This is a genomic window from Chromohalobacter canadensis (assembly GCF_029544075.1).
Taxonomy (GTDB): Bacteria; Pseudomonadota; Gammaproteobacteria; order Pseudomonadales; family Halomonadaceae; genus Chromohalobacter; species Chromohalobacter canadensis_A.
The window spans coordinates 61,485-80,435 of record NZ_JAJQJH010000009.1 but is presented as its reverse complement, the minus strand read 5'-3'; the positions used below and the strand labels follow the sequence as shown (position 1 = coordinate 80,435).

General features: G+C 59.5%; 15 protein-coding genes. 7 read left to right on the top strand and 8 right to left on the bottom strand.

Annotated elements, in window-relative coordinates:
• The first annotated feature begins 61 nt into the window (after positions 1–61).
• Both LUN51_RS12010 and LUN51_RS12005 read left to right on the top strand, forming a co-directional pair.
• Positions 62–1,108 carry an aldo/keto reductase gene (locus tag LUN51_RS12010; protein ID WP_277811456.1) on the top strand — a complete coding sequence of 349 codons (1,047 nt, stop codon included), beginning with the start codon at positions 62–64 and terminating at the stop codon, positions 1,106–1,108.
• Between the two features lie 409 nt (positions 1,109–1,517).
• Positions 1,518–2,120 (top strand): class I SAM-dependent methyltransferase, encoded by a 603-nt coding sequence (locus tag LUN51_RS12005; RefSeq protein WP_277811455.1) that lies wholly within the window; start codon positions 1,518–1,520, stop codon positions 2,118–2,120.
• A 176-nt stretch (positions 2,121–2,296) separates the two neighbouring features.
• Here LUN51_RS12005 and LUN51_RS12000 read toward each other — a convergent pair whose 3' ends face one another.
• Both LUN51_RS12000 and LUN51_RS11995 read right to left on the bottom strand, forming a co-directional pair.
• Positions 2,297–3,757 (bottom strand): catalase, encoded by a 1,461-nt coding sequence (locus tag LUN51_RS12000; RefSeq protein WP_277811454.1) that lies wholly within the window; start codon positions 3,755–3,757, stop codon positions 2,297–2,299.
• 443 nt (positions 3,758–4,200) lie between these two features.
• A complete protein-coding gene (locus tag LUN51_RS11995) occupies positions 4,201–4,602 on the bottom strand; it encodes a transcriptional regulator (protein ID WP_277811453.1) in 402 nt (133 codons plus the stop codon).
• Positions 4,603–4,851: 249 nt separating this feature from the next.
• Between LUN51_RS11995 and LUN51_RS11990 the strand changes: the two genes are divergently transcribed.
• Complete coding sequence (locus tag LUN51_RS11990; protein ID WP_277811452.1) at positions 4,852–6,651, top strand: sensor domain-containing phosphodiesterase; 1,800 nt, start codon at positions 4,852–4,854, stop codon at positions 6,649–6,651.
• Between the two features lie 6 nt (positions 6,652–6,657).
• Here LUN51_RS11990 and LUN51_RS11985 read toward each other — a convergent pair whose 3' ends face one another.
• Positions 6,658–7,851 carry an aldose epimerase family protein gene (locus LUN51_RS11985; protein ID WP_277811451.1) on the bottom strand — a complete coding sequence of 398 codons (1,194 nt, stop codon included), beginning with the start codon at positions 7,849–7,851 and terminating at the stop codon, positions 6,658–6,660.
• 330 nt (positions 7,852–8,181) lie between these two features.
• On the opposite strand from LUN51_RS11985, the gene LUN51_RS11980 reads away from it, so the two are divergent.
• On the top strand, positions 8,182–9,186 hold the full coding sequence (locus LUN51_RS11980; protein ID WP_277811450.1) for an NADP-dependent oxidoreductase: 1,005 nt from the start codon (positions 8,182–8,184) through the stop codon (positions 9,184–9,186).
• 10 nt (positions 9,187–9,196) lie between these two features.
• On the opposite strand, the gene hemG is transcribed toward LUN51_RS11980, so the two are convergent.
• Complete coding sequence (gene hemG / locus LUN51_RS11975; RefSeq protein ID WP_277811449.1) at positions 9,197–10,627, bottom strand: protoporphyrinogen oxidase; 1,431 nt, start codon at positions 10,625–10,627, stop codon at positions 9,197–9,199.
• A gap of 102 nt (positions 10,628–10,729) precedes the next feature.
• Complete coding sequence (locus LUN51_RS11970; RefSeq protein ID WP_431355577.1) at positions 10,730–12,013, bottom strand: dicarboxylate/amino acid:cation symporter; 1,284 nt, start codon at positions 12,011–12,013, stop codon at positions 10,730–10,732.
• Positions 12,014–12,132: 119 nt separating this feature from the next.
• Between LUN51_RS11970 and LUN51_RS11965 the strand changes: the two genes are divergently transcribed.
• Positions 12,133–12,906, top strand: a complete 774-nt coding sequence (locus LUN51_RS11965) for an HAD-IIA family hydrolase (RefSeq protein WP_277811447.1) — start codon at positions 12,133–12,135, stop codon at positions 12,904–12,906.
• 21 nt (positions 12,907–12,927) lie between these two features.
• Here LUN51_RS11965 and yghU read toward each other — a convergent pair whose 3' ends face one another.
• Positions 12,928–13,797, bottom strand: a complete 870-nt coding sequence (gene yghU / locus LUN51_RS11960; RefSeq protein ID WP_277811446.1) for a glutathione-dependent disulfide-bond oxidoreductase — start codon at positions 13,795–13,797, stop codon at positions 12,928–12,930.
• A gap of 232 nt (positions 13,798–14,029) precedes the next feature.
• On the opposite strand from yghU, the gene LUN51_RS11955 reads away from it, so the two are divergent.
• Complete coding sequence (locus LUN51_RS11955; RefSeq protein ID WP_277811445.1) at positions 14,030–15,694, top strand: hypothetical protein; 1,665 nt, start codon at positions 14,030–14,032, stop codon at positions 15,692–15,694.
• A gap of 1 nt (position 15,695) precedes the next feature.
• Positions 15,696–16,802: a hypothetical protein gene (locus LUN51_RS11950; protein ID WP_277811444.1), complete on the top strand. Its 1,107-nt coding sequence runs from the start codon at positions 15,696–15,698 to the stop codon at positions 16,800–16,802.
• On the opposite strand, the gene LUN51_RS11945 is transcribed toward LUN51_RS11950, so the two are convergent.
• Both LUN51_RS11945 and LUN51_RS11940 read right to left on the bottom strand, forming a co-directional pair.
• Positions 16,786–18,039 carry an AGE family epimerase/isomerase gene (locus tag LUN51_RS11945; RefSeq protein ID WP_277811443.1) on the bottom strand — a complete coding sequence of 418 codons (1,254 nt, stop codon included), beginning with the start codon at positions 18,037–18,039 and terminating at the stop codon, positions 16,786–16,788. The genes LUN51_RS11950 and LUN51_RS11945 overlap by 17 nt on opposite strands.
• Before the next feature lie 38 nt (positions 18,040–18,077).
• Positions 18,078–18,941 (bottom strand): SDR family oxidoreductase, encoded by an 864-nt coding sequence (locus tag LUN51_RS11940; RefSeq protein WP_035414787.1) that lies wholly within the window; start codon positions 18,939–18,941, stop codon positions 18,078–18,080.
• Positions 18,942–18,951 lie beyond the last annotated feature (10 nt).

The following is an 18,951-nucleotide window of genomic DNA, read 5'->3' as shown; positions in this document are numbered from 1 at the left end:
GTCACGGGTCACAACGGCGGTTACCTACGCGGGTCGAATTCATCACCGTCAGGAGTGTTTCATGCGTTATCAACCCTTCGGCAATACCGGTTTGTTCGTTTCCGAGCTGTGCCTCGGCACCATGACCTTCGGTGGCCAGGGCGAACTCTGGAGCCAGATCGGCGATCTACAGCAAAGCGACGCCGAGCGCCTGATCGGCCGCGCGTTGGATGCCGGCATCAACTTCATCGACACCGCCGATGTATATTCCCAGGGCCAGTCCGAGATCATCACCGGCCAGGCGCTCAAGAATCTAGATGTCTCGCGCGACGAAATCGTCGTCGCTTCCAAGGTGTTCGGCGAGACCGGGCCTGGCGTCAATGCACGTGGCATGTCGCGCTATCACATCATGGAAGGCATCAAAGCCAGCCTGAAGCGAATGCAGCTCGATCATCTCGACCTCTACCAGATACATGGCTTCGATCCTGCCACACCCATCGAGGAAGCCGTCCGCGCACTCGACACTCTCGTGCAACAAGGTCATGTACGCTACGTCGGGGTCTCCAACTGGGCGGCTTGGCAAATCATGAAGGCGCTAGGCATCGCCGAGCGTCACGGTCTGGCGCGCTTCGAGTCGCTGCAGGCGTATTACACCCTTGCCGGGCGCGACCTCGAGCGCGAGCTGGTCCCCATGCTGCAGAGCGAAAATCTCGGGCTGATGGTCTGGAGCCCGCTTGCGGGTGGCTTCTTGAGCGGCAAATATACGCGCGACAGCCAGGGCGAGGCGGGCAGCCGCCGCCTCAACTTCGACTTCCCGCCAGTCGATAAAGAACGTGCCTTTGACTGCATAGATGTGATGGCCAAGATCGCCAAGGCACACAGCGTGTCCGTGGCCCAGGTCGCACTGGCTTGGCTGCTACATCAGCCGGCGGTGACGAGTGTCATCGTCGGGGCCAAGCGCGTTGACCAGCTTGACGATAACATCGCCGCCACACAGGTCACGCTCAGTACCGAGGAACTCGCCGAGCTCGAGGCCGTCAGTGCGCTCCCCGCCGAGTATCCCGGCTGGATGCTCGAACGTCAGGGCGACTATCGACGTCAGCAAATCGATCAGTCGCGTCAGCGCTGATCAACCTTATCGCAATGTGCCCGACGGCGTGACCGATCCCTCCAGGACACTCGTACCGCTGGCCGTCGAGCAACATGGCGCCAGCCCGTATGATCCTTGAGTCCCTTATGTACGTGGGCCGCTCAGCGGCCCATTTTTTTGCGCCTGTACTTTCTTTTCCCAGCCTTTATTGGCCTTGTAGCGTCTTTTTCTACCGGGTCCATATCGGCGGCCTTTTGGTCATCGACCTTTTTGTAATAGCCTTTTCCGTGACGGCTTTCGCGTGGCTGTCACTCATGTATCGCTGGATCAGCCCGCCATGCTGGCGCTGGCATACCCGAGTCTTGCTATTCTTTTACTCATCGAAGCGGTGCTATACCGTGAAGTGACGATGAGATCCCCGGTTCCCACTGAACGAGAATAGTAAGCCATGGACGAGCACCAGCAGACAGCAAGCAGTACCCAACGAGCCCGGCGCCGGCAATTCGCTCTTTTTGCCAGTAACTTCTTCAAGCATCCCAAGATGCTGGGCTCGATCATTCCCAGCTCGCCCTTTTTGGTCAGGCGCATGCTGAGCCATGTCGACTGGGAGAGTACCCGGGTGCTGGTCGAGTACGGCCCAGGCATCGGCACCTTCACCAAGGAAATCCTGCTCCAGATGCACCCCGACGCGGTGCTGCTGGTGCTTGAGACCAACAAGGATTTCGTTGATTACATCAATGGCACCTTCTTGGATCCGCGCATGCAGGTCGTACATGGTTCGGCGGCTGATATCCAGCAGGTACTGAGCGAGCGCGGGCTCGGTGCGGTCGACTACGTGGTCGCCGGCATCCCTTTCAGCACACTGCCCGACGCGGCGCGGAAAAACATCCTCGATGCGACGCGACAGGTCATCTCGCCGGACGGCACCTTCCTGCTCTACCAGTTTTCGCCCAACATCCTACCCTCGCTACACAAGACCTTCTCCCAGGTGACGCGGGAGTTCGAGCCGATGAACTTCCTGCCCGCGCATTTCTATCGCTGCCGCCCCTAGCATGCTGAGCGCATCGACCCTGAACCGCGCCATCCTCGATTGACGACGACATAGACTGGCACCAGGCAGAGCATTCACTCTCCCACAATGGCACAGTCGCAAACGACAACGGCCCGACCATCTCTCGATGGCCGGGCCGTGTTTTACATCATGGTTCGTGATTAAACGATTCGTGGTTAACCGCGACCCGCTTTCACCCCTTCTTCGATGCGACGTCCAATCTCGGCATCGATGTTCTTCCAATACTCGAACACGCGTGACAGCACCGGCTCTTCGACACCACCGGAGACATGCCCGACCACGTTGTTGACCAAACGATCCCGCGCGGCATCGTCCATGACCTTGTTGATCAGGTCATTGGCCTGGCCATAGTCGTTGTCATCCTTGCGCAGGGCATAGGGCGCACGCACCATCTGCCCATTGGCTTCCCAAGTGGAATCGGTGGGATAACGCTCGCCATCCGCCGCCGGACCACCCTTGGAATTGGGCGCGTAGACCGGGTCTGAGACCTTGTTGATGCGCATCGCCCCGTCCTTGCTGTAACTGTGCACGGGGGCCTTGGGTGCGTTGACCGGGATCTGCTTGTAGTTGACCCCGAGACGTGCGCGGTGCGCGTCGGCGTAGGAGAACACACGCCCGATGAGCATCTTGTCCGGGCTGATGCCGATGCCGGGCACGAGGTTGTTGGGCTCGAAGGCCGCCTGTTCGATCTCGGCATGGTTGTCGGTCGGGTTGCGGTTCAACTGCAGCTTGCCGACCTTGATCAACGGATAGTCATCGTGCGGCCAGACCTTGGTCAGATCGAACGGATTGATGCGGTACGTATCGGCATCCGCGAACGGCATGATCTGCATGTAGAGGGTCCAGCCCGGATAGTCACCACGCTGGATGGCCTCGTACAGATCACGGGTATGATAGTCACTATCTTCCCCGGCCAGGCGGTCAGCTTCTTCCTGGGTCAGGCACTCGATGCCTTGGTCGGTCTTGAAGTGGTACTTGACCCAGAATTTCTCGCCCTGGGCATTGGCCCACATGTAGGTATGACTGGAATAGCCGTTCATGTGACGCCAAGTCTTGGGAATCCCGCGATCGCCCATCAGCCAGGTGACTTGGTGCGCGGACTCCGGCGACAGCGTCCAGAAATCCCATTGCATGTCATGGTCGCGAAGGTTGCTGTCGGCGCGACGCTTCTGGGAGCGGATGAAGTGCTGAAACTTCATCGGATCGCGGATGAAGAACACCGGCGTATTGTTCCCCACCATGTCGTAATTGCCTTCGCTGGTGTAGAACTTGATCGAAAACCCACGCGGGTCACGCCACGTATCGGGACTCCCGCGTTCACCGGCTACCGTGGAGAAGCGGATCAGCACGTCGGTCTTGGTGCCGGGCTGGAACACGGCTGCCTTAGTGTACTGACTGACGTCGTCGGTCACCTCGAAATGACCGAATGCCCCGCTGCCTTTGGCGTGCGGTTGGCGCTCGGGAATCCGCTCGCGGTTGAAGTTCGCCATCTGCTCGATGAGATAGTGATCGTGCAGAACGAGCGGGCCGTCAGGCCCCACGGACAGCGAATGCTCATCACTGGCCACTGGGATTCCAGCGTCTGTCGTCGTCGGCTTGCGATTGTCTTGCGTCACGATGATATCTCCCCGTTCTATTTTATATGTGGCCCGGCATATCGCCACGCCCTTTCCTTGGGATCGAACCGTAGATCCGTGAACTCGAACCGCTGGTCCGATTGCAATCTGGCTGGAGGACCTCCTTCCCCCCGCTTCATGTATAGGAACAACCGCAGTGACTGTCTACCTACACACCATTGCCCAGGCGGCTAGGAAGGTCATTACCAGCCTCTCCCCGACCATCGCTGATGAAGTAAAAGCAGCCCGCCAAGCCCCGCATGGCAAGGGATCACTATGAACACTGCTCAATCAAAACGGCCCTTGCGATAGTCTTCTACAATCTACATCATCAAGAAGTTTCATAGCACGTGACACGCGCGCACGTCCAAGTAGTGCGCAATGTCAAGCCCCTTCGAAGTCCTGCTTTCCCCCGAGGTACGGCTTGCCCTTGGCGGTTTCACTCAAGACGTCTCCTCGTTATCGTTGGGCGCATTCGCCTTGCCAAATGTGGCGATGACGTGGCGAAGCACCTTGCGTTGCTCGCTAGGTAGGCTGCGGTATATTTTCAGCACTTCAGCTTCGTCTCCGCAGACCGGCACGACATCCAATTCGATAGGCGTGGCGTAAAGCGCTCGCTCACTCTCATCTCCATAGCGCAACACATGCGGTTCGATACGCAGCCACTCGGCAAGCACCTGTAGTTTGTCCTGGGCAGGAATGGAGTCACCACGAAGCCAACGCCGTACCGCTTGGAATGTAATCGGCTTTCCCCAGTAGCGAAGATTGAATTCGCGTTCAAGTACCGAGGGGCGAGGCTCATAGCCTGCGGCAATAAGGGCCTTTTTAAGGCGTTCGGCGAACATGGTTTTTTCATTCATACGCTGAATTTGAATCAATGATTCAATTCGCGTTGAATCGTAGTTCACTTTAATATTGAATTATCCATTCAGTGCGCTGATTGGACGGTTCATGATGCAGCCCCCATATGCCCTGGTGCTTCCGGGTGGACCAACCATGATACAGGGGGAAGGGGGATCGGCTAAGCGTCTCGTACGACGTCTCACTGAATTCAAACAAACGGTTGCGTATTCTAGACATCGGGAGATGGCATTGTGACGCTAAAACGACATGAGCAACGTCGCCTTCATGCACTGCATGGGACCGGGCTTCTGGATACCCCACCGGAAGAACGCTTCGATCGCCTTACGCGTATTGCCAAGCAACACTATCAAGTCAATACCACGCTTTTCACGCTCATCGATGCCAAGCGTCAATGGTTTAAATCCAAGCAAAATCTCAGGATAGAAGCGACTCCCAGACGACATTCATTTTGCGACCATACTATTCAGCAAAATAGTATTTATGTCGTTGAAAACGCAGCCAACGACCCTCTCTTTTATAAAAATCCGCTTGTCACCGGAACGCCCTTCATCCGCTTCTATGCCGGTATCCCCGTGCGTGACCCCACAGGTTTTAAGGTCGGAACCTTATGCCTTATTGACTCTTCCCCACGTGATGCATCTCGCATGGACTTCAGCATCCTGCGTAGCTTAGCGGCGATATTGGAAGGAGAGCTAGAACGTATATGCGCCGATATCGTCGATCAGGAGAAAAAGAAATGGCTGCATGAAGCCGGCAATATCGATGGCCTCACGGGCCTCCCTAACCGTCGTCTTCTCAATGAACTTTTCCAGAATGAACTCACTGCAGCAAGGCACCGGCGCGGTTCAGTTTCAGTATGTTTTCTCGATCTGGATGGTTTCAAGGCGATCAACGACCTCCAGGGCCACGCAGTCGGTGACGAGGTGCTCAAATGCGTTGCGGATCGACTCCGCAGCGCCGTGCGGCATCACGATGTCATCGCCCGGCTGAGTGGCGACGAGTTCGTGATCATTCTCCGTGACGTGGAACACCCTAGGACGTACCGCCATATCCTCGATCAACTGCACCATCCCATGCATCTTCAAGGGCACGTTATCGAGTTGTCTGCCAGCATGGGGATAACACGCTTTCCAAACGATGACTCGGATAGCGACTTGCTGCTACGTCACGCAGATCAAGCCATGTATACCGCCAAGGAAACAGGCAAGAATTGTTACCATTTCTTCGATCTTGAGAGTCATCATTCTCAACAGAAACGCTTTGCCATCGGTGAGCAAGTTCAGCATGCTCTGGACAACGATCAACTCGAACTTTTTTATCAACCTAAGTTACATTACAAGACCGGTGTCGTATCGGGATTCGAGTGCCTGATACGTTGGCATCATCCATCCGGAAAGCTCGTATACCCGGGACGTTTTCTGCCCTATATCGAACACACAAAACTCGATATCGAGCTCGGAAAACATGTTATAAGTCAAGCAGTATCGACCCTCGAAACATTCCAGAAACAAGACCTTCCTTACACCATCAGCATCAATTTGAGCCCGGCTCACTTTCTCGATGACGAGTTCCTCGACCACCTGAATAATACACTAAGCCGGTATGACATGGCGTTTCGCAAGCGCCTGACGCTCGAGATTCTCGAAAGCACGGCACTCGATGACGCGGGCCTCGCGGCGTCGAACATCAAGGCGTGTCAAGCACTAGGGGTACAACTCTCCCTCGATGACTTCGGCACCGGTTTCGCCTCGTTGAGTTACCTGCGCAAGTTCTCGACCAACGAGATCAAAATCGACCGCTCGTTCATCCTCGGCATGCTGGACGACCCCGAGGATGAAATGATCGTCGAGGCGATCATCGCGCTTTCCAGGAGTTTCAACCGCCGCGTGATCGCCGAGGGGATCGAGCATCGTGCCACCGAAGAAAAACTCATCGCCATGGGCTGTGACATGGGGCAAGGCTTTCTTTACAGCCCCGCCTTGCCCCTCGATGAAGCGCTGGACTGGGCGGCATGCTATGCGCGCCCCTGACATCGTTCAGCTGCCGTCGCCCTGCGTGGCAAAGCGCCATACCGTGCGCGACTCATACGTGTCGCCGGGCTTGAGGATCGTCGACGGGAAATCAGCCTGGTTGGGAGAATCCGGAAAGTGCTGAGTTTCCAGTGCGAAACCGCCACGCTTTTCGTAGGCTTCGCCCCCCTTGCCGGTCAGCGTGCCATCGAGAAAATTCCCCGAGTAGAATTGAATCCCAGGCTCAGTAGTGGCGACCTCCAGCACACGGCCACTGTCCGGCGCTACGACGCGGGCAGCCGTTACCAGTTCTCCTGCAGCCGCTTCATCACGCACTAAAACGAAATTATGATCGTAGCCTTGGCCGTATTCGAGCTGGGTATTGTCGTCGCCGATACGTGCGCCGATCGCCGTGGCCTCGCGGAAATCGAACGGCGTGCCCTCCACGTCGCGAATCTCACCGGTCGGGATCAACGCCTCTCCAATCGGTGTAAAAGCATCGGCATTGAGCATCAACCGGTGATCGGTAATCGGCCCACTGCCTTCACCCTCGAGGTTGAAGTAACTGTGCTGGGTCAAGTTGACCGGCGTCGCCTTATCGGTGGTGGCGTGATAGTCGATGATCATTTTGTTGTCAGTGGTTAGCGTATACCGCACGCGGGTCTCGAGCGTCCCGGGATAACCTTCCTCGCCATCTTCGCTGGTATAGCGCAGTTCGACACCGACGCCGGTGTCGTTCTCGAAGGAATGTGCCTGCCAGAGCCGCTTGTCGAAGCCTTTATCGCCTCCGTGGAGATGATTGGGGCCGTCATTGGTCGCCAGCTCGTAGGTCGTGCCATCGAGCGTGAAGCGCCCCTCGGCGATACGGTTGCCATAACGCCCGATCAGGGCCCCGAAATAGGGATTGGATTTACGATATGCTTCGGAACGGTAGTCTTCCAGGGAATCGAACCCCAGCACGATGTCGTCGACATTACCCTGCGCGTCCGGGGTGCGCAGCGAGGTAATGATGCCGCCGTAGGTAATCACCTGCATGTCAATGCCTTGGCCGTTGCGTAGGTGATACGCCTCGACCTCGCGGCCATCGGGAAGTTGGCCGAAGCTGTTCTTTTCGACGGAAGGAGTCTGTGTGGTCATCTCGTCTGCCTGTGCCGCACTCAATGCCAGGCATGTCATTCCCATGCCCAACGCCAAGCGCGGAATCGTCTGAAATCGTGTCATCCTCGGCCTCTCGATAGCGCACCTAAGCGCCACCCCATGCGACGCTTCATTATTCACGCTAGACGGGGCGAGTCCCTCTCACCAATAACCGAGTGACGACATCCTCATGTCCTAATGGATATCGACTCTGCACGAAGGGTGTCGATACCCTCGTGCGCGCCCTCGCATGCCGATCTCACGCTAGACCAACGTCGTGTCAAAATCAGCTTATCAGAGCGTCGCCATGAAACGCCCCTTGCGTCCGGCCGCCATCATGCCCATCTAATGAATACAGGCAAGCCCATCCGAGTGGGCGGCATGACACATACTGGTCATCACAGCGGAGACATCATGGAATCGCGCTATTTCACCATTCATTCCCATCCCCAAGGCCTACCATCTCGAGATTTTTTCGCGCTGGAGTCCCGGGCGTTACCTGAGCTGGCAGCAGGCGAGGTCCGCGTGCAGAACCACTGGCTCTCGGTCGATCCCTACATGCGCGGGCGTATGGACGGCGTGACGACCTATGTCCCGCCCTTCACGCTGGGCGAGCCCCTCGAAGGCGGCGCCATCGGCGAGGTGCTCGAATCACGTGACGAACGCTTCACCCCCGGAGACCGCGTCGTCCACATGGGCGGCTGGCGCGATATCGCCCAGCTTCCCGGCGATAGCTTACAGGCATTGCCCGATCTCGATGTGCCACCGCAAGCCTTTCTCGGCGTGCTCGGCATGCCGGGCATGACCGCCTGGACCGGGCTCAACCGCATTGCCCAGCTCAAGGAAGGCGAGCGCGTGTTGGTCAGCGCGGCGAGCGGCGCCGTCGGCTCCCTGGCCGTGCAATTGGCCAAGGCCAAAGGCTGCCATGTTGTGGGGATCGCCGGTGCCCCGGAAAAGCTCGAATGGCTGGAATCGCTCGGCGTGAGCGCGGTCAGCTATCGCGGAAAAGACGCGCAACAGCTCAGCGCCGACCTCAAGGCGGCGAGCCCCGAAGGGTTCGATGTGTACTATGAAAATGTCGGCGGCGACTGCCTCGAGGCCGCGCTCGATAACATTCGCGTCGGAGCGCGCATCGCGGTATGTGGCTTGATCGATAGCTATAACGCAGAGACGCCCACGCCCGGCCCCAGCAATCTGTCTCAGTTGCTGATCCGCCGCGCACGGATGGAAGGCTTCATCATCCTCGACGCCGGAAACTGGGAGCATTACCCCGAGTTCCTGCAAGAGATCGGCCCGCTCGTAGCGCGTGGCGAGATCGACTATCGGGAAACCGTCGAGGAAGGCCTTGAACGCACACCCGACGCCTTCCTCAAACTCTTCGAAGGCGGCAACACCGGCAAGATGCTGGTCCAGCTGTAAATACCAGCGGTTAAACCCTACCCAGCGTCTCGGCGATCCGCTCGCCGAGGCGCCGTCCGTTCTCCAAGCAATCTCCCACCGCTATACCATCGCGCCAGTTGCCAATGAGCGAGAGGCCCGGATGACGCTCGAGCGCCGTCTCGAGGGCAGCGATACGCTCGAGATGCCCCAGCTCGTACTGCGGAATCGCCTGCGGCCAGCGGCTTACACTCTGCCACACCGGCTCACCGCTAATGCCCAGCAGGTCACGGAGATCAGCGACGACCTGTGCCACCTGGGCGTCGTCATCTCTGGCGGCAGCCTCAGGCTGGCGACGGCCACCGAGAAACGCGGTCAGCAACACATGCTGGGAAGGTGCGCGCCCGGGAAACAGCGTCGAGGAAAATAGTGCGCCCAGAGTCTGGCGATGCTCGACGCCGGGAATCAGCATGCCGAAACCATCCAGCGGATGGGCGATATCGGCACGACAAAAGCCCACCGACACGGCGTTGACCGGCGGATAAACGATCGCCTCCAGCGGCGCGGCCACGTCTGGGTCGAGCGGTGCCAGTAGCGCAGCAGCCGTGGGCGCTGGAACCGCCAGCACCAGTTCCCGTGCACGAAAACCCTGCCCCGATGCCGTCTCCACACGCCAGTGTTCACCCTCGCGATACACGGCGCTAACCTCGCACTCGCAGTGAATCGACGCGCTGGACTGAGCGGTGATGTCCTCGGCCAAACGCTCGGCGAGGCGTTGCAGACCAGAGGGAAAGCTTACCAATTGGCCACGCCACTCGCGCGGCAAGGCAGGTGCCGCGCGGCGCGCTTGACGCAGCCGCACCAACCCCCCGCGAACCAACGAGCCATACTCGCGTTCCAGCGCCACCAGTCGGGGCATCGCCGCCTGCGCCGAGAGCCGCTCGGGATCACCGGCGTAAACACCGGAAACGAAAGGATCGACCAGATGATCGAGCGTGCGACGCCCCAAGCGCCGAGTGATGAAATCGGCCAGACTTTCCTCGGCCTGCGGTGCACGCCGTTGAAACGGTTCGCGCAACAACGCGCCCATGCCTCGCGGACCGATCAGCGAATTGATCGGCGCCTTGAGCCAATGCGACGGCAGCGCCACCGGTGCACCTCGATAGGCAATGTAACGCCGCCGCGCAGTCGGATTTGCGGGCTGCGCCTCGTCGAGCAGGCCGAGCTCATCGAGCAACACATGCAGCGGCGGTTTCATCATCAGGGTGTTGGGGCCGAGCTCGATCTGCCAGCCGCCGTCGCGGCGGGTACGCAGATTACCGCCGACCTGTGGCGAGCGTTCCAGCAAGGTGACGTTTAGCCCACGCCTGGCCGCCGCGCGTGCGGCCGTCAAGCCGCTGGCGCCACCGCCGACGACCACCAGGTCGCGTGTCTCGGACTCGGCGTGCCGTACCGACGCGTCGGGTTGTGCTTCACACTGCATGACATCTCCCGTGACAGGGTGCGCCGGCGCGTACCATTCGGTCAGGCGCGTAGGGTGCATTCAGGTGCCCAGCATAGCGGGAAATGCCGCCACCGCGTGCTTTCACGAGCGCGGCGCATCGACGCATGCGTCGCGTTGTCCGTCTTCTTCACTGCGGGCAATGATCGAAGCACCGACCATATCCCCGGTGACGTTGAGCGCCGTGCAACCCATGCCCACCAAGGCGTCGATGGCGGTCAGCAAGGCTACCGTCTCGATGGGCAGACCAACCTGCGAGAACACCGTGGCGATCATGATGATGCCGGCGCCAGGTACGCCCGCGGTACCGATGGACACCAGCGTGCCGATCAGCACGATCTCCAACATGCTGGTGAAATCCAGCGGCGCGCCGATCACATTGGCCGCGAATACCGCAGAAATCGCGATACGAATAGCCGCGCCATCCATGTTGATAGTCGCCCCCAGCGGCAAGCTGAAGCCATAGGTGCTTCGTGATAGCCCCATACGCCGTGCGGCGTCCAACGTCAGTGGCAACGTCCCGGAACTACTCTGGGTCGCGAAGGCAGTGGCCATTGGCGTGCGCGCCTCGCGGAAAAAGCCCCGCAGCTTGACACCAAAGGCTCCCATCAAGACGCAATAGAGCAGCAGATGCACGCCCAGAGCGATATACAGCACCAGCACCATGTCGCCCAGCGATAACAGTGTCTCCAGCCCCTGCTCGGCCACGGTGCCGGCAACGATGGCGAACACGCCGACCGGCACGTAATGCAGCACGCCCGACATTACCTTGAGCGTGACCTCATTGAGCGCCTCGACCACACGGTAAAGTTGCTCGGCTAGCACCCCATGCGACTCGGACGTCCGCAGCTTCAATAGGGCGATGCCGAAGACGATAGCCGTAAAGATGATACCCAGCAGGTTCAACTCGGCGAACGCCCCAATGATGTTATCCGGCACCACACCAAGCAGTACCTGGGCAATACCGGGATTCTCCGGCACCGAGACCTCGGCGCTGCTATCCAACGTCATCCCGGTCCCCGGGGAAAACAGCGAGGCCACCGTCAACCCCACGGCGATCGCCAGCGCCGAGGTACCGATATAGTAGACGAACACCTTGCGCCCGACGCGGCCCATGCTGCCTGCGCTGGCTTGGTTGATGCCCACCATCAGCGTGAACAGCACGATGGGCACGATCAAAAACTTCAGCAGCCGCAGTAGCAAATCACCGAATGGCGCCAGCCAATCCGCGACATCCTGGCCGCCGACCAAACCCACGACGACGCCGAGTACCAGCGCAATCGTAACCCTCAGGATCAATGAGCTCTTCGTATAGGCCTGCCACAATGCTTTCACCGCTCCCTCTCCTTCTTGTTTGGCCGACAACATGTGTTTGGCCGACACCGTGTTTCGCCTCCTGTTAGACAAAATGCCCGACACGGAGGCTGCGGCAGCGCTACATTACCATTATGCTGGTCGCATCGATTCAGCAACAGGACAACAAGGCGATGAGCGAACGCGCGATCGACTGCTGGTTAACAGACATGGACGGCGTACTGATCGGCGAGGACCGGGCCCTGCCCGGCGCGGTCGAGTTGATCGACCAATGGCGCGCCAATGGCACGCCTTTTCTCGTGCTCACCAATAACTCCATCTACACGCCGCGCGACCTCAGCGCCCGGCTGACGCGCCTGGGTATTGATGTCCCTGAAGACCGACTGTGGACATCCGCCCTGGCGACCGCCGCCTTTCTGCGCGATCAGACGCCCGGCGGCTCGGCCTTCGTAATAGGCGAAGCCGGCCTGACCACGGCGATTCACGAAGCCGGGTTCGTGATGACCGATGTCGCGCCAGACTTCGTGGTGCTCGGTGAGACGCGCAGCTATTCGTTCGAAGCGATCACCCGCGCGATCCGCTTGATCAACGGCGGCGCACGCTTCATCGCCACCAACCCCGATGTCACCGGCCCCAGCCCCGAGGGCCCCTTGCCCGCCACCGGGGCGGTCGCGGCTTTAATCACCGCCGCCACCAAGCGCGAACCTTATTACGTCGGCAAGCCCAACCCGATGATGTTTCGCTCGGCCATGAACAAGCTCGGCACGCATTCCGAGCGCACCGGCATGATTGGCGACCGCATGGATACCGACGTCATCGCCGGCATCGAAGCCGGCCTGCACACGGTTTTGGTAATGACCGGCATCGCCACGCGGGACGAAATCGAGCGCTACCCCTTCCGCCCCCGCGAAGTGCTCAACTCGGTCGCGGAACTGCTGGAGAAGTAGCGCTCGTTGACGGCGTAGGCATTATGACTCGAGTTTATCCTGCGTTTTGGTCTCAAAGTCGCTGGCATCGTGACGCTCGTGCAGCTGCATCTCCGGCTCACCGAAGGTGCGATTGACCATCCTTCCACGCAGCACCGCCGGGCGCGCGTCGATTTCCTCGGCCCAACGCCTAACATGGGTGTACTCCTGCACTTGCAGGAATTCAGCGGCATCGTAAAGACGCCCCAGCACCAACTGCCCATACCACGCCCAAGTGGCGATGTCGGCGATGCTGTATGCGTCGCCGGCCAGATACCGATTTTCCGCCAGATGCCGGTTCAACACATCGAGCTGACGTTTGGTCTCCATGGTATAGCGGTCGATGGCGTACTCGAGCTTGACCGGCGCATAGCTGTAGAAATGCCCGAAGCCGCCACCGAGGAACGGCGCGCTACCCATCTGCCAGAATAGCCAGTTGAGCGCTTCGGTGCGCGCCACATGCTCCTTGGGCAGAAGCTCCCCGAACTTCTCGGCGAGATACAGAAGAATTGAGCCCGACTCGAAAACCCGTGTCGGCGTGTCGGTGCTGTGGTCCATCAGCGCCGGAATCTTCGAGTTCGGGTTGGCCTCGACGAAACCACTGCCGAACTGATCGCCTTCACCGATGTTGATCAACCATGCGTCGTACTCGGCGCCCTGATGGCCCAGCGCCAGCAACTCCTCGAACATGATCCCCGCCTTGACGCCATTCGGCGTGGCCAGCGAGTACAGTTGGAACGGATGCTCGCCCACCGGGAGTGCTTTCTCATGGGTCGGCCCCGCGATCGGGCGGTTGATGCTCGCGAACTTGCCGCCGCTTTCGCTCTTCCAGGTCCACACACGGGGTGGGGTATATTCGGTCTCTTGGCTCATGAAGCCTCCTGATTGGTGCGTCGGATCACGCCTCACCAAGCGGCGGGACGTATCCAGTCGCCTGAAAAGGTAGTCTGATAATCATTGGGACGCGAGGTGGGTGGTTCAAGCGGGCCGATAACACAGCTCGATCCTCCCTTAACAAATCATGACAAAGTGCTAGAACTCAGGGTAAATTACGCTTTTTGCGGCCAATGTGCCCGCGTCCCGAGAACTGACACAAGGCATTGCCATGGCCGCGCCCCAGGACGAGTCGTCCCCTACCCTCGACGCCGGCATTTCCCTGCCACCCACGTCGTCTTCCCAGTCCATCTCCGAGCACGACTTCTCGGCCATTAACACCGGACCAACGCCCACACAGCGGCGCAGCGCCTTGAAAGAACAGCGCACGCAAGAATTGCTGGATCACTGCCGCGATGAAGCGCTAAGGCAACTGATTGGGCCATTTGGGCTAACACCGGCCATGTTCGATGATGTCGAAGGTGGCAATGTCACTACACAGCACAACGCCAGTCAGGATGTTTACGCCAAGACATCGGAAAAATATAACCGCGACGACTACGACTACCAGAGCGCCAAGAGAAACAAGAAGCGCGACGCCGTTAAAAACGGTGATATGAATTCCGACACCTTCACGGATGCCTATACAGGGGAAAAGGCACCTACTAAACGCACCACGTCTGGCGGCAAGCAGGCCATGAATGCGGAACTCGATCACACCGTTCCGCTCAAGCAGGCGCATAAAGAAGGTGGCTGGATGCTCGATGAAGAGCGCCGCCAAGCGCTCGCCTCAGATGATAAAAACCTGAATTACACCACGCTCGAAAACAATCGCAAGAAAAGTGATGCGCCTGCCGACGAGGCGCTTTCCAGTCAGCATGGCTACGATGAGGCACGCACACGCCCCCTCATTGATGGTGCACGCACCGCCATCGACGAACACTTACCCGACACAAAAGGGCGGGCCACCTACCATGCCAAGGAGCTCGGCAAGACCGGTGCCCGTGAGTTTGGAAAAATGGGGCTGCGTCGCGCCATGGGACTGTTGCTTCACGAGCTGATCAACGGTGTTTTTTCCGAAATCAAAATAGTGATTAATGATCGGCAGAACCCAGACGCCCTGCTCGATCGCTTGACCGCCGCGATCAAGCGTGTGGCCCAGCGCATGCAAAGCAAGTTCAAAGCTGCGCTTGACGAGTTCTTCAAGGGAGGGATTCAGGGCTTTATCAGTAACCTTCTCACCTTCCTCATCAACAACCTCATTACCACCTCCGCCAAGGTGGTCACGATCATCCGCGAAGGCCTTCATCAGTTATGGGATGCATTAAAGATGATGCTCTGGCCACCCGAAGGGATGAGCCGTGAGGAAAAGCTGCGTGCCATTACCAAAAGCATTGCCGGACTTTTCACACTAGGTGCTGGCATGGTGTGGGAAGAGTCTCTTAACGCTTTCTTGCTAGGCATTCCGCCGTTGGCGCCAATCGCGGGTTTCATCTCCCCCGTCATCACCGGCCTATTGACCGGGTTGGCGACGGCACTGCTGATGTATGCCATCGACTCGCTCATTGACTGGATGCTCGACAAAGGCACCGCCTACCTGAATGGTCAAATCGAAGCCTTGGAAGGTTATCAGTCGCTCATCCAAAGCACGGCCGAGCATATCGACGTGCAATTCCAACTGTCCGCGAGCTACAAGACGTCATTAGGCATCAACGAAGCCACCAAACATCAGTTAAGCGATGCCGACAACGCAATGGCTAATACCAACTTGGCCGCTGCACACACGCGCTCTACGCACGACCAGACGCGAACTCGCCTCGACAGCGCCACGCGTACTCAACAAGAAGTCAATGCCAAGCTCTCCCGCCTTCTCAATCGATCTCATAAGGAAACATGAGATGTCCAACGTCATTGCCCAGCTCGCCAAGACACAACCGCCGAAAGAACTGCTACAGCATATTGATATCAATGACATCTATGAGAAGTTCCACGAGACCTTCAAGCGTCTGGATGATTTCAAGGATATCCGCGACAAACATGAGCAACGCGGTTTCCTGGGACGTCTCTTCAATGGCAAAGAACTAAAAGACGCGCAGCTCGATGCCCACGAGCAGCAGGCGGAATTCTCCAAGACATTGGCCCAGCTGATGATGATCAGCACCATGCAGTCGCAACAACTCGTGGCACAACAAAATCAACTGGGCCAACAGCAGGGCGATTTGAAAGAAAAGGCCGAGTCACTCGCCGCCCACACGCACAAACTGGAAGAACACCAGGCCAGTATTTCGCGGCAGGCAACCGAACTACGCCAATACGTCACCAACCTCCTCAATGTGCAAGGTCTCACTGCTGAGCATGGACAGCAGCTGATCGACATCGCCGAAGAGGTCACGACGACCAAGGACCGTCTGCTGGAAGAATTCGCGGCGCGCGTCCAAGAGATCGATGTCGCCTTGGCCGCTCAACAAGAAAGCGCCCAGGCGGAAATTGGTCGAGTACACGACGAGTTACAAGAACGTCTCGCCGTATCCGAACGACACCAACTTGAAAAGCAGCAGCATGCCGAAAGCCAACAGGCACAGCAGCAAGAGGCATTGGTGTCACGTCTGGAGCACGTCAAGACAACGCTCGAGGAAGCAACACGCGCCGACATCGCCACGCTACGACGGGAGGTAGAGGCACAAAAGGCCGATTTCCTATCACGTCAGTCATCTCTGTCCGAGGCCCTCTCGCAAGCTCGGCAAGAGTTGCAAGCACAGCTCGATACCGACATCACCAAAACTCACGAGGCACTCTCGCGACAAATTGAAGAACATACGACACAACGTGATAAAGAAATAGCGTTGCTACACACCGAGCTTGGCCAGTTACATCAACAGCAACGCACCGACGCCAAGGCACAGCGTCGACGCACCTATTATCTGTGGGCCGGCATGGTCTTGCTCGCCATTGCCGGCGGTATTGGCATCGCTTACCCGTACCTGCCGCTCAGCTATCTTGCATAGCCACCGCCACGGCCAGTGCCGGCGCCAGCGGTAGACGCGGCAGCAAGGTGGCTTGATAAGCGTGATAGAGGTCGGGTTTGACGTCACCCTGCTCCGGGTCGATGGCGAGGAAATGATCCAGTTCCTGCTGCCAGCCACCGCGTTGCCGGTCGATGAAGGTGGTGTCGATGAAGTCCCACAAGTGGCGGTACCAGCGCTCGTAGTGCGCCTCGCCCGTGCGTTGCAGGAAGGCACCGGCGGCGGCCAGTGCCTCGGCATGGGTCCAGTGGCGACGACGGCGAGAGCTCGGCTGGCCTTGCCAGTCCACGGTATACACCAGCCCCGGCGCGCCATCGGGCGCCCAACCATCGCGCAGGCTGGCCTCGAACAGCGCAGCGGCGTCCGCGAACAGCCAGGCGGGCGCCTCCCGTCCGCGCGCCTCGAGCGCCGCCTCCAGATGCAGCATCAGGCGCGACCATTCGAAGCCGTGTCCAGGCGTGGCGCCATACGGATAGAAGTCGTGATGCGGCTGCTCGGCGTTGTATTCCGGCCACTCGGCCCAGTCGCCATGGAAATGCTCGAGAATGCGGTAATCGCGAGGCGCGGCATGGCGATGGATCAGGCGCTCGGCGATGGCCAGTGCACGATCCAGCCAATGCGGCTCGTCGCGCACGTCGGCCAACGCCAGGCACAGCTCCACGCCATGCATGTTGCTGTTGCCGCCACGGTAGTCCGCCAGCTCGTGCCATCCTTGTGCATAACGCTCTACGAAGGCCTGCTCGTCCTCCGACCAGAAGCGCGTCTCGATGACCTCGACCACCTCATCGAGCAGCCGCGGCGCGCCGGGAATGCCCGCCTGGGTTGCCGTCGCGGCTCCCAGGGCGACGAAATGATGCAGGTAGCACTGCTTGGTACGATCCTCCATCACGGCGGGATCCCCCGCCAGCCAGCCGCCGTCTCGTTCGTCGCGCAGCAGGCCGCTCAAGGCACGTATGGCATGCTCGGCCAGCGCGGCCGCGCCGGGCACGCCCTGCATCGCCGCCAAGCCATAGCTGTGCGCCATGCGACCGGTGATCATGGTATCCGCGCTCGCCCCTTCGGAAATCCTCCCATCGCCGTCCAGCGGCGCGAACCCGCCGCTCGACAGGCGGGCCTGTCGGTGGAACTCGAGCAGCCCCAGCCCTTCCCGGGTCAGCCAGTGGTGATGCGTGTCGGCGTCCAGCCAGCGCCGTGCCGGTGAGTGCCTATCATCTGCCATGCCTTGCGCGCCTCGCGTGACCAAAACGTTGGCTGTCATTAGCCATTGACGACGGTACCACCATTGGGATGAATCGTCTGGCCGCTGATGAAGGAAGCATCGAGACTCGCCAGGAAGACGAATACCGGTCCCAGCTCGCTGGGCTGTCCGGCGCGTCCCATCGGCGTCTCCTCGCCGAAGCCTTCCAGCCATTGCGGGTCGTGGGCGCCCAGCGTCGCCGGCTGCAACGGCGTCCACACCGGCCCGGGCGCCACGGCGTTGACACGAATGCCGCGCCCCACCACCTGGTTCGAGAGACTCCGCGTGAAGCTGACGATCGCCCCCTTGGTGGCCGAATAGTCGACCAGGAAGTCCGGCCCGATATAGGCATTCACCGAGGCGTTGTTGATGATGGCGTCGTCCTCGCCCAGGTGCGGCAACGCCGCCTTGGCGAGATAGAACTGGCTGTGCATGTTGGTCTCGAACACCGAGCGCCACTGCTCGTCGGAAAGCTCGGTCAGGTCCTGGCACACCCACTGGGTGCCGGCGTTGTTGACCAGGATGTTGAGCCCTCCGTAGACCTGCACCGTCTCGTCGATGCAGCGACGGCAGAACTCGGCCTCCGCCAGGTCGCCCTCGATCAGATGACAACGGCGCCCTTCGGCCTCCACCAGGCGCTGCGTCTCGGCGGCATCCTCGCGCTCGCTCAGATAGACCACCGCCACATCGGCGCCCTCGCGAGCGAAGTGGATCGCCACCGAGCGGCCGATGCCGCTGTCGCCACCGGTGATCAAGGCGATCTTGCCTTCCAGCTTCGCCGCTCCCCGGTAGCCGGGACGGATCATTTCCGCCGGCGGGTCCATCTCGGCTTCGCTGCCCGGCAGTGTCTGGGACTGTGCGTGAATCGCGACCTTGCGAACCATGCTCACCTCC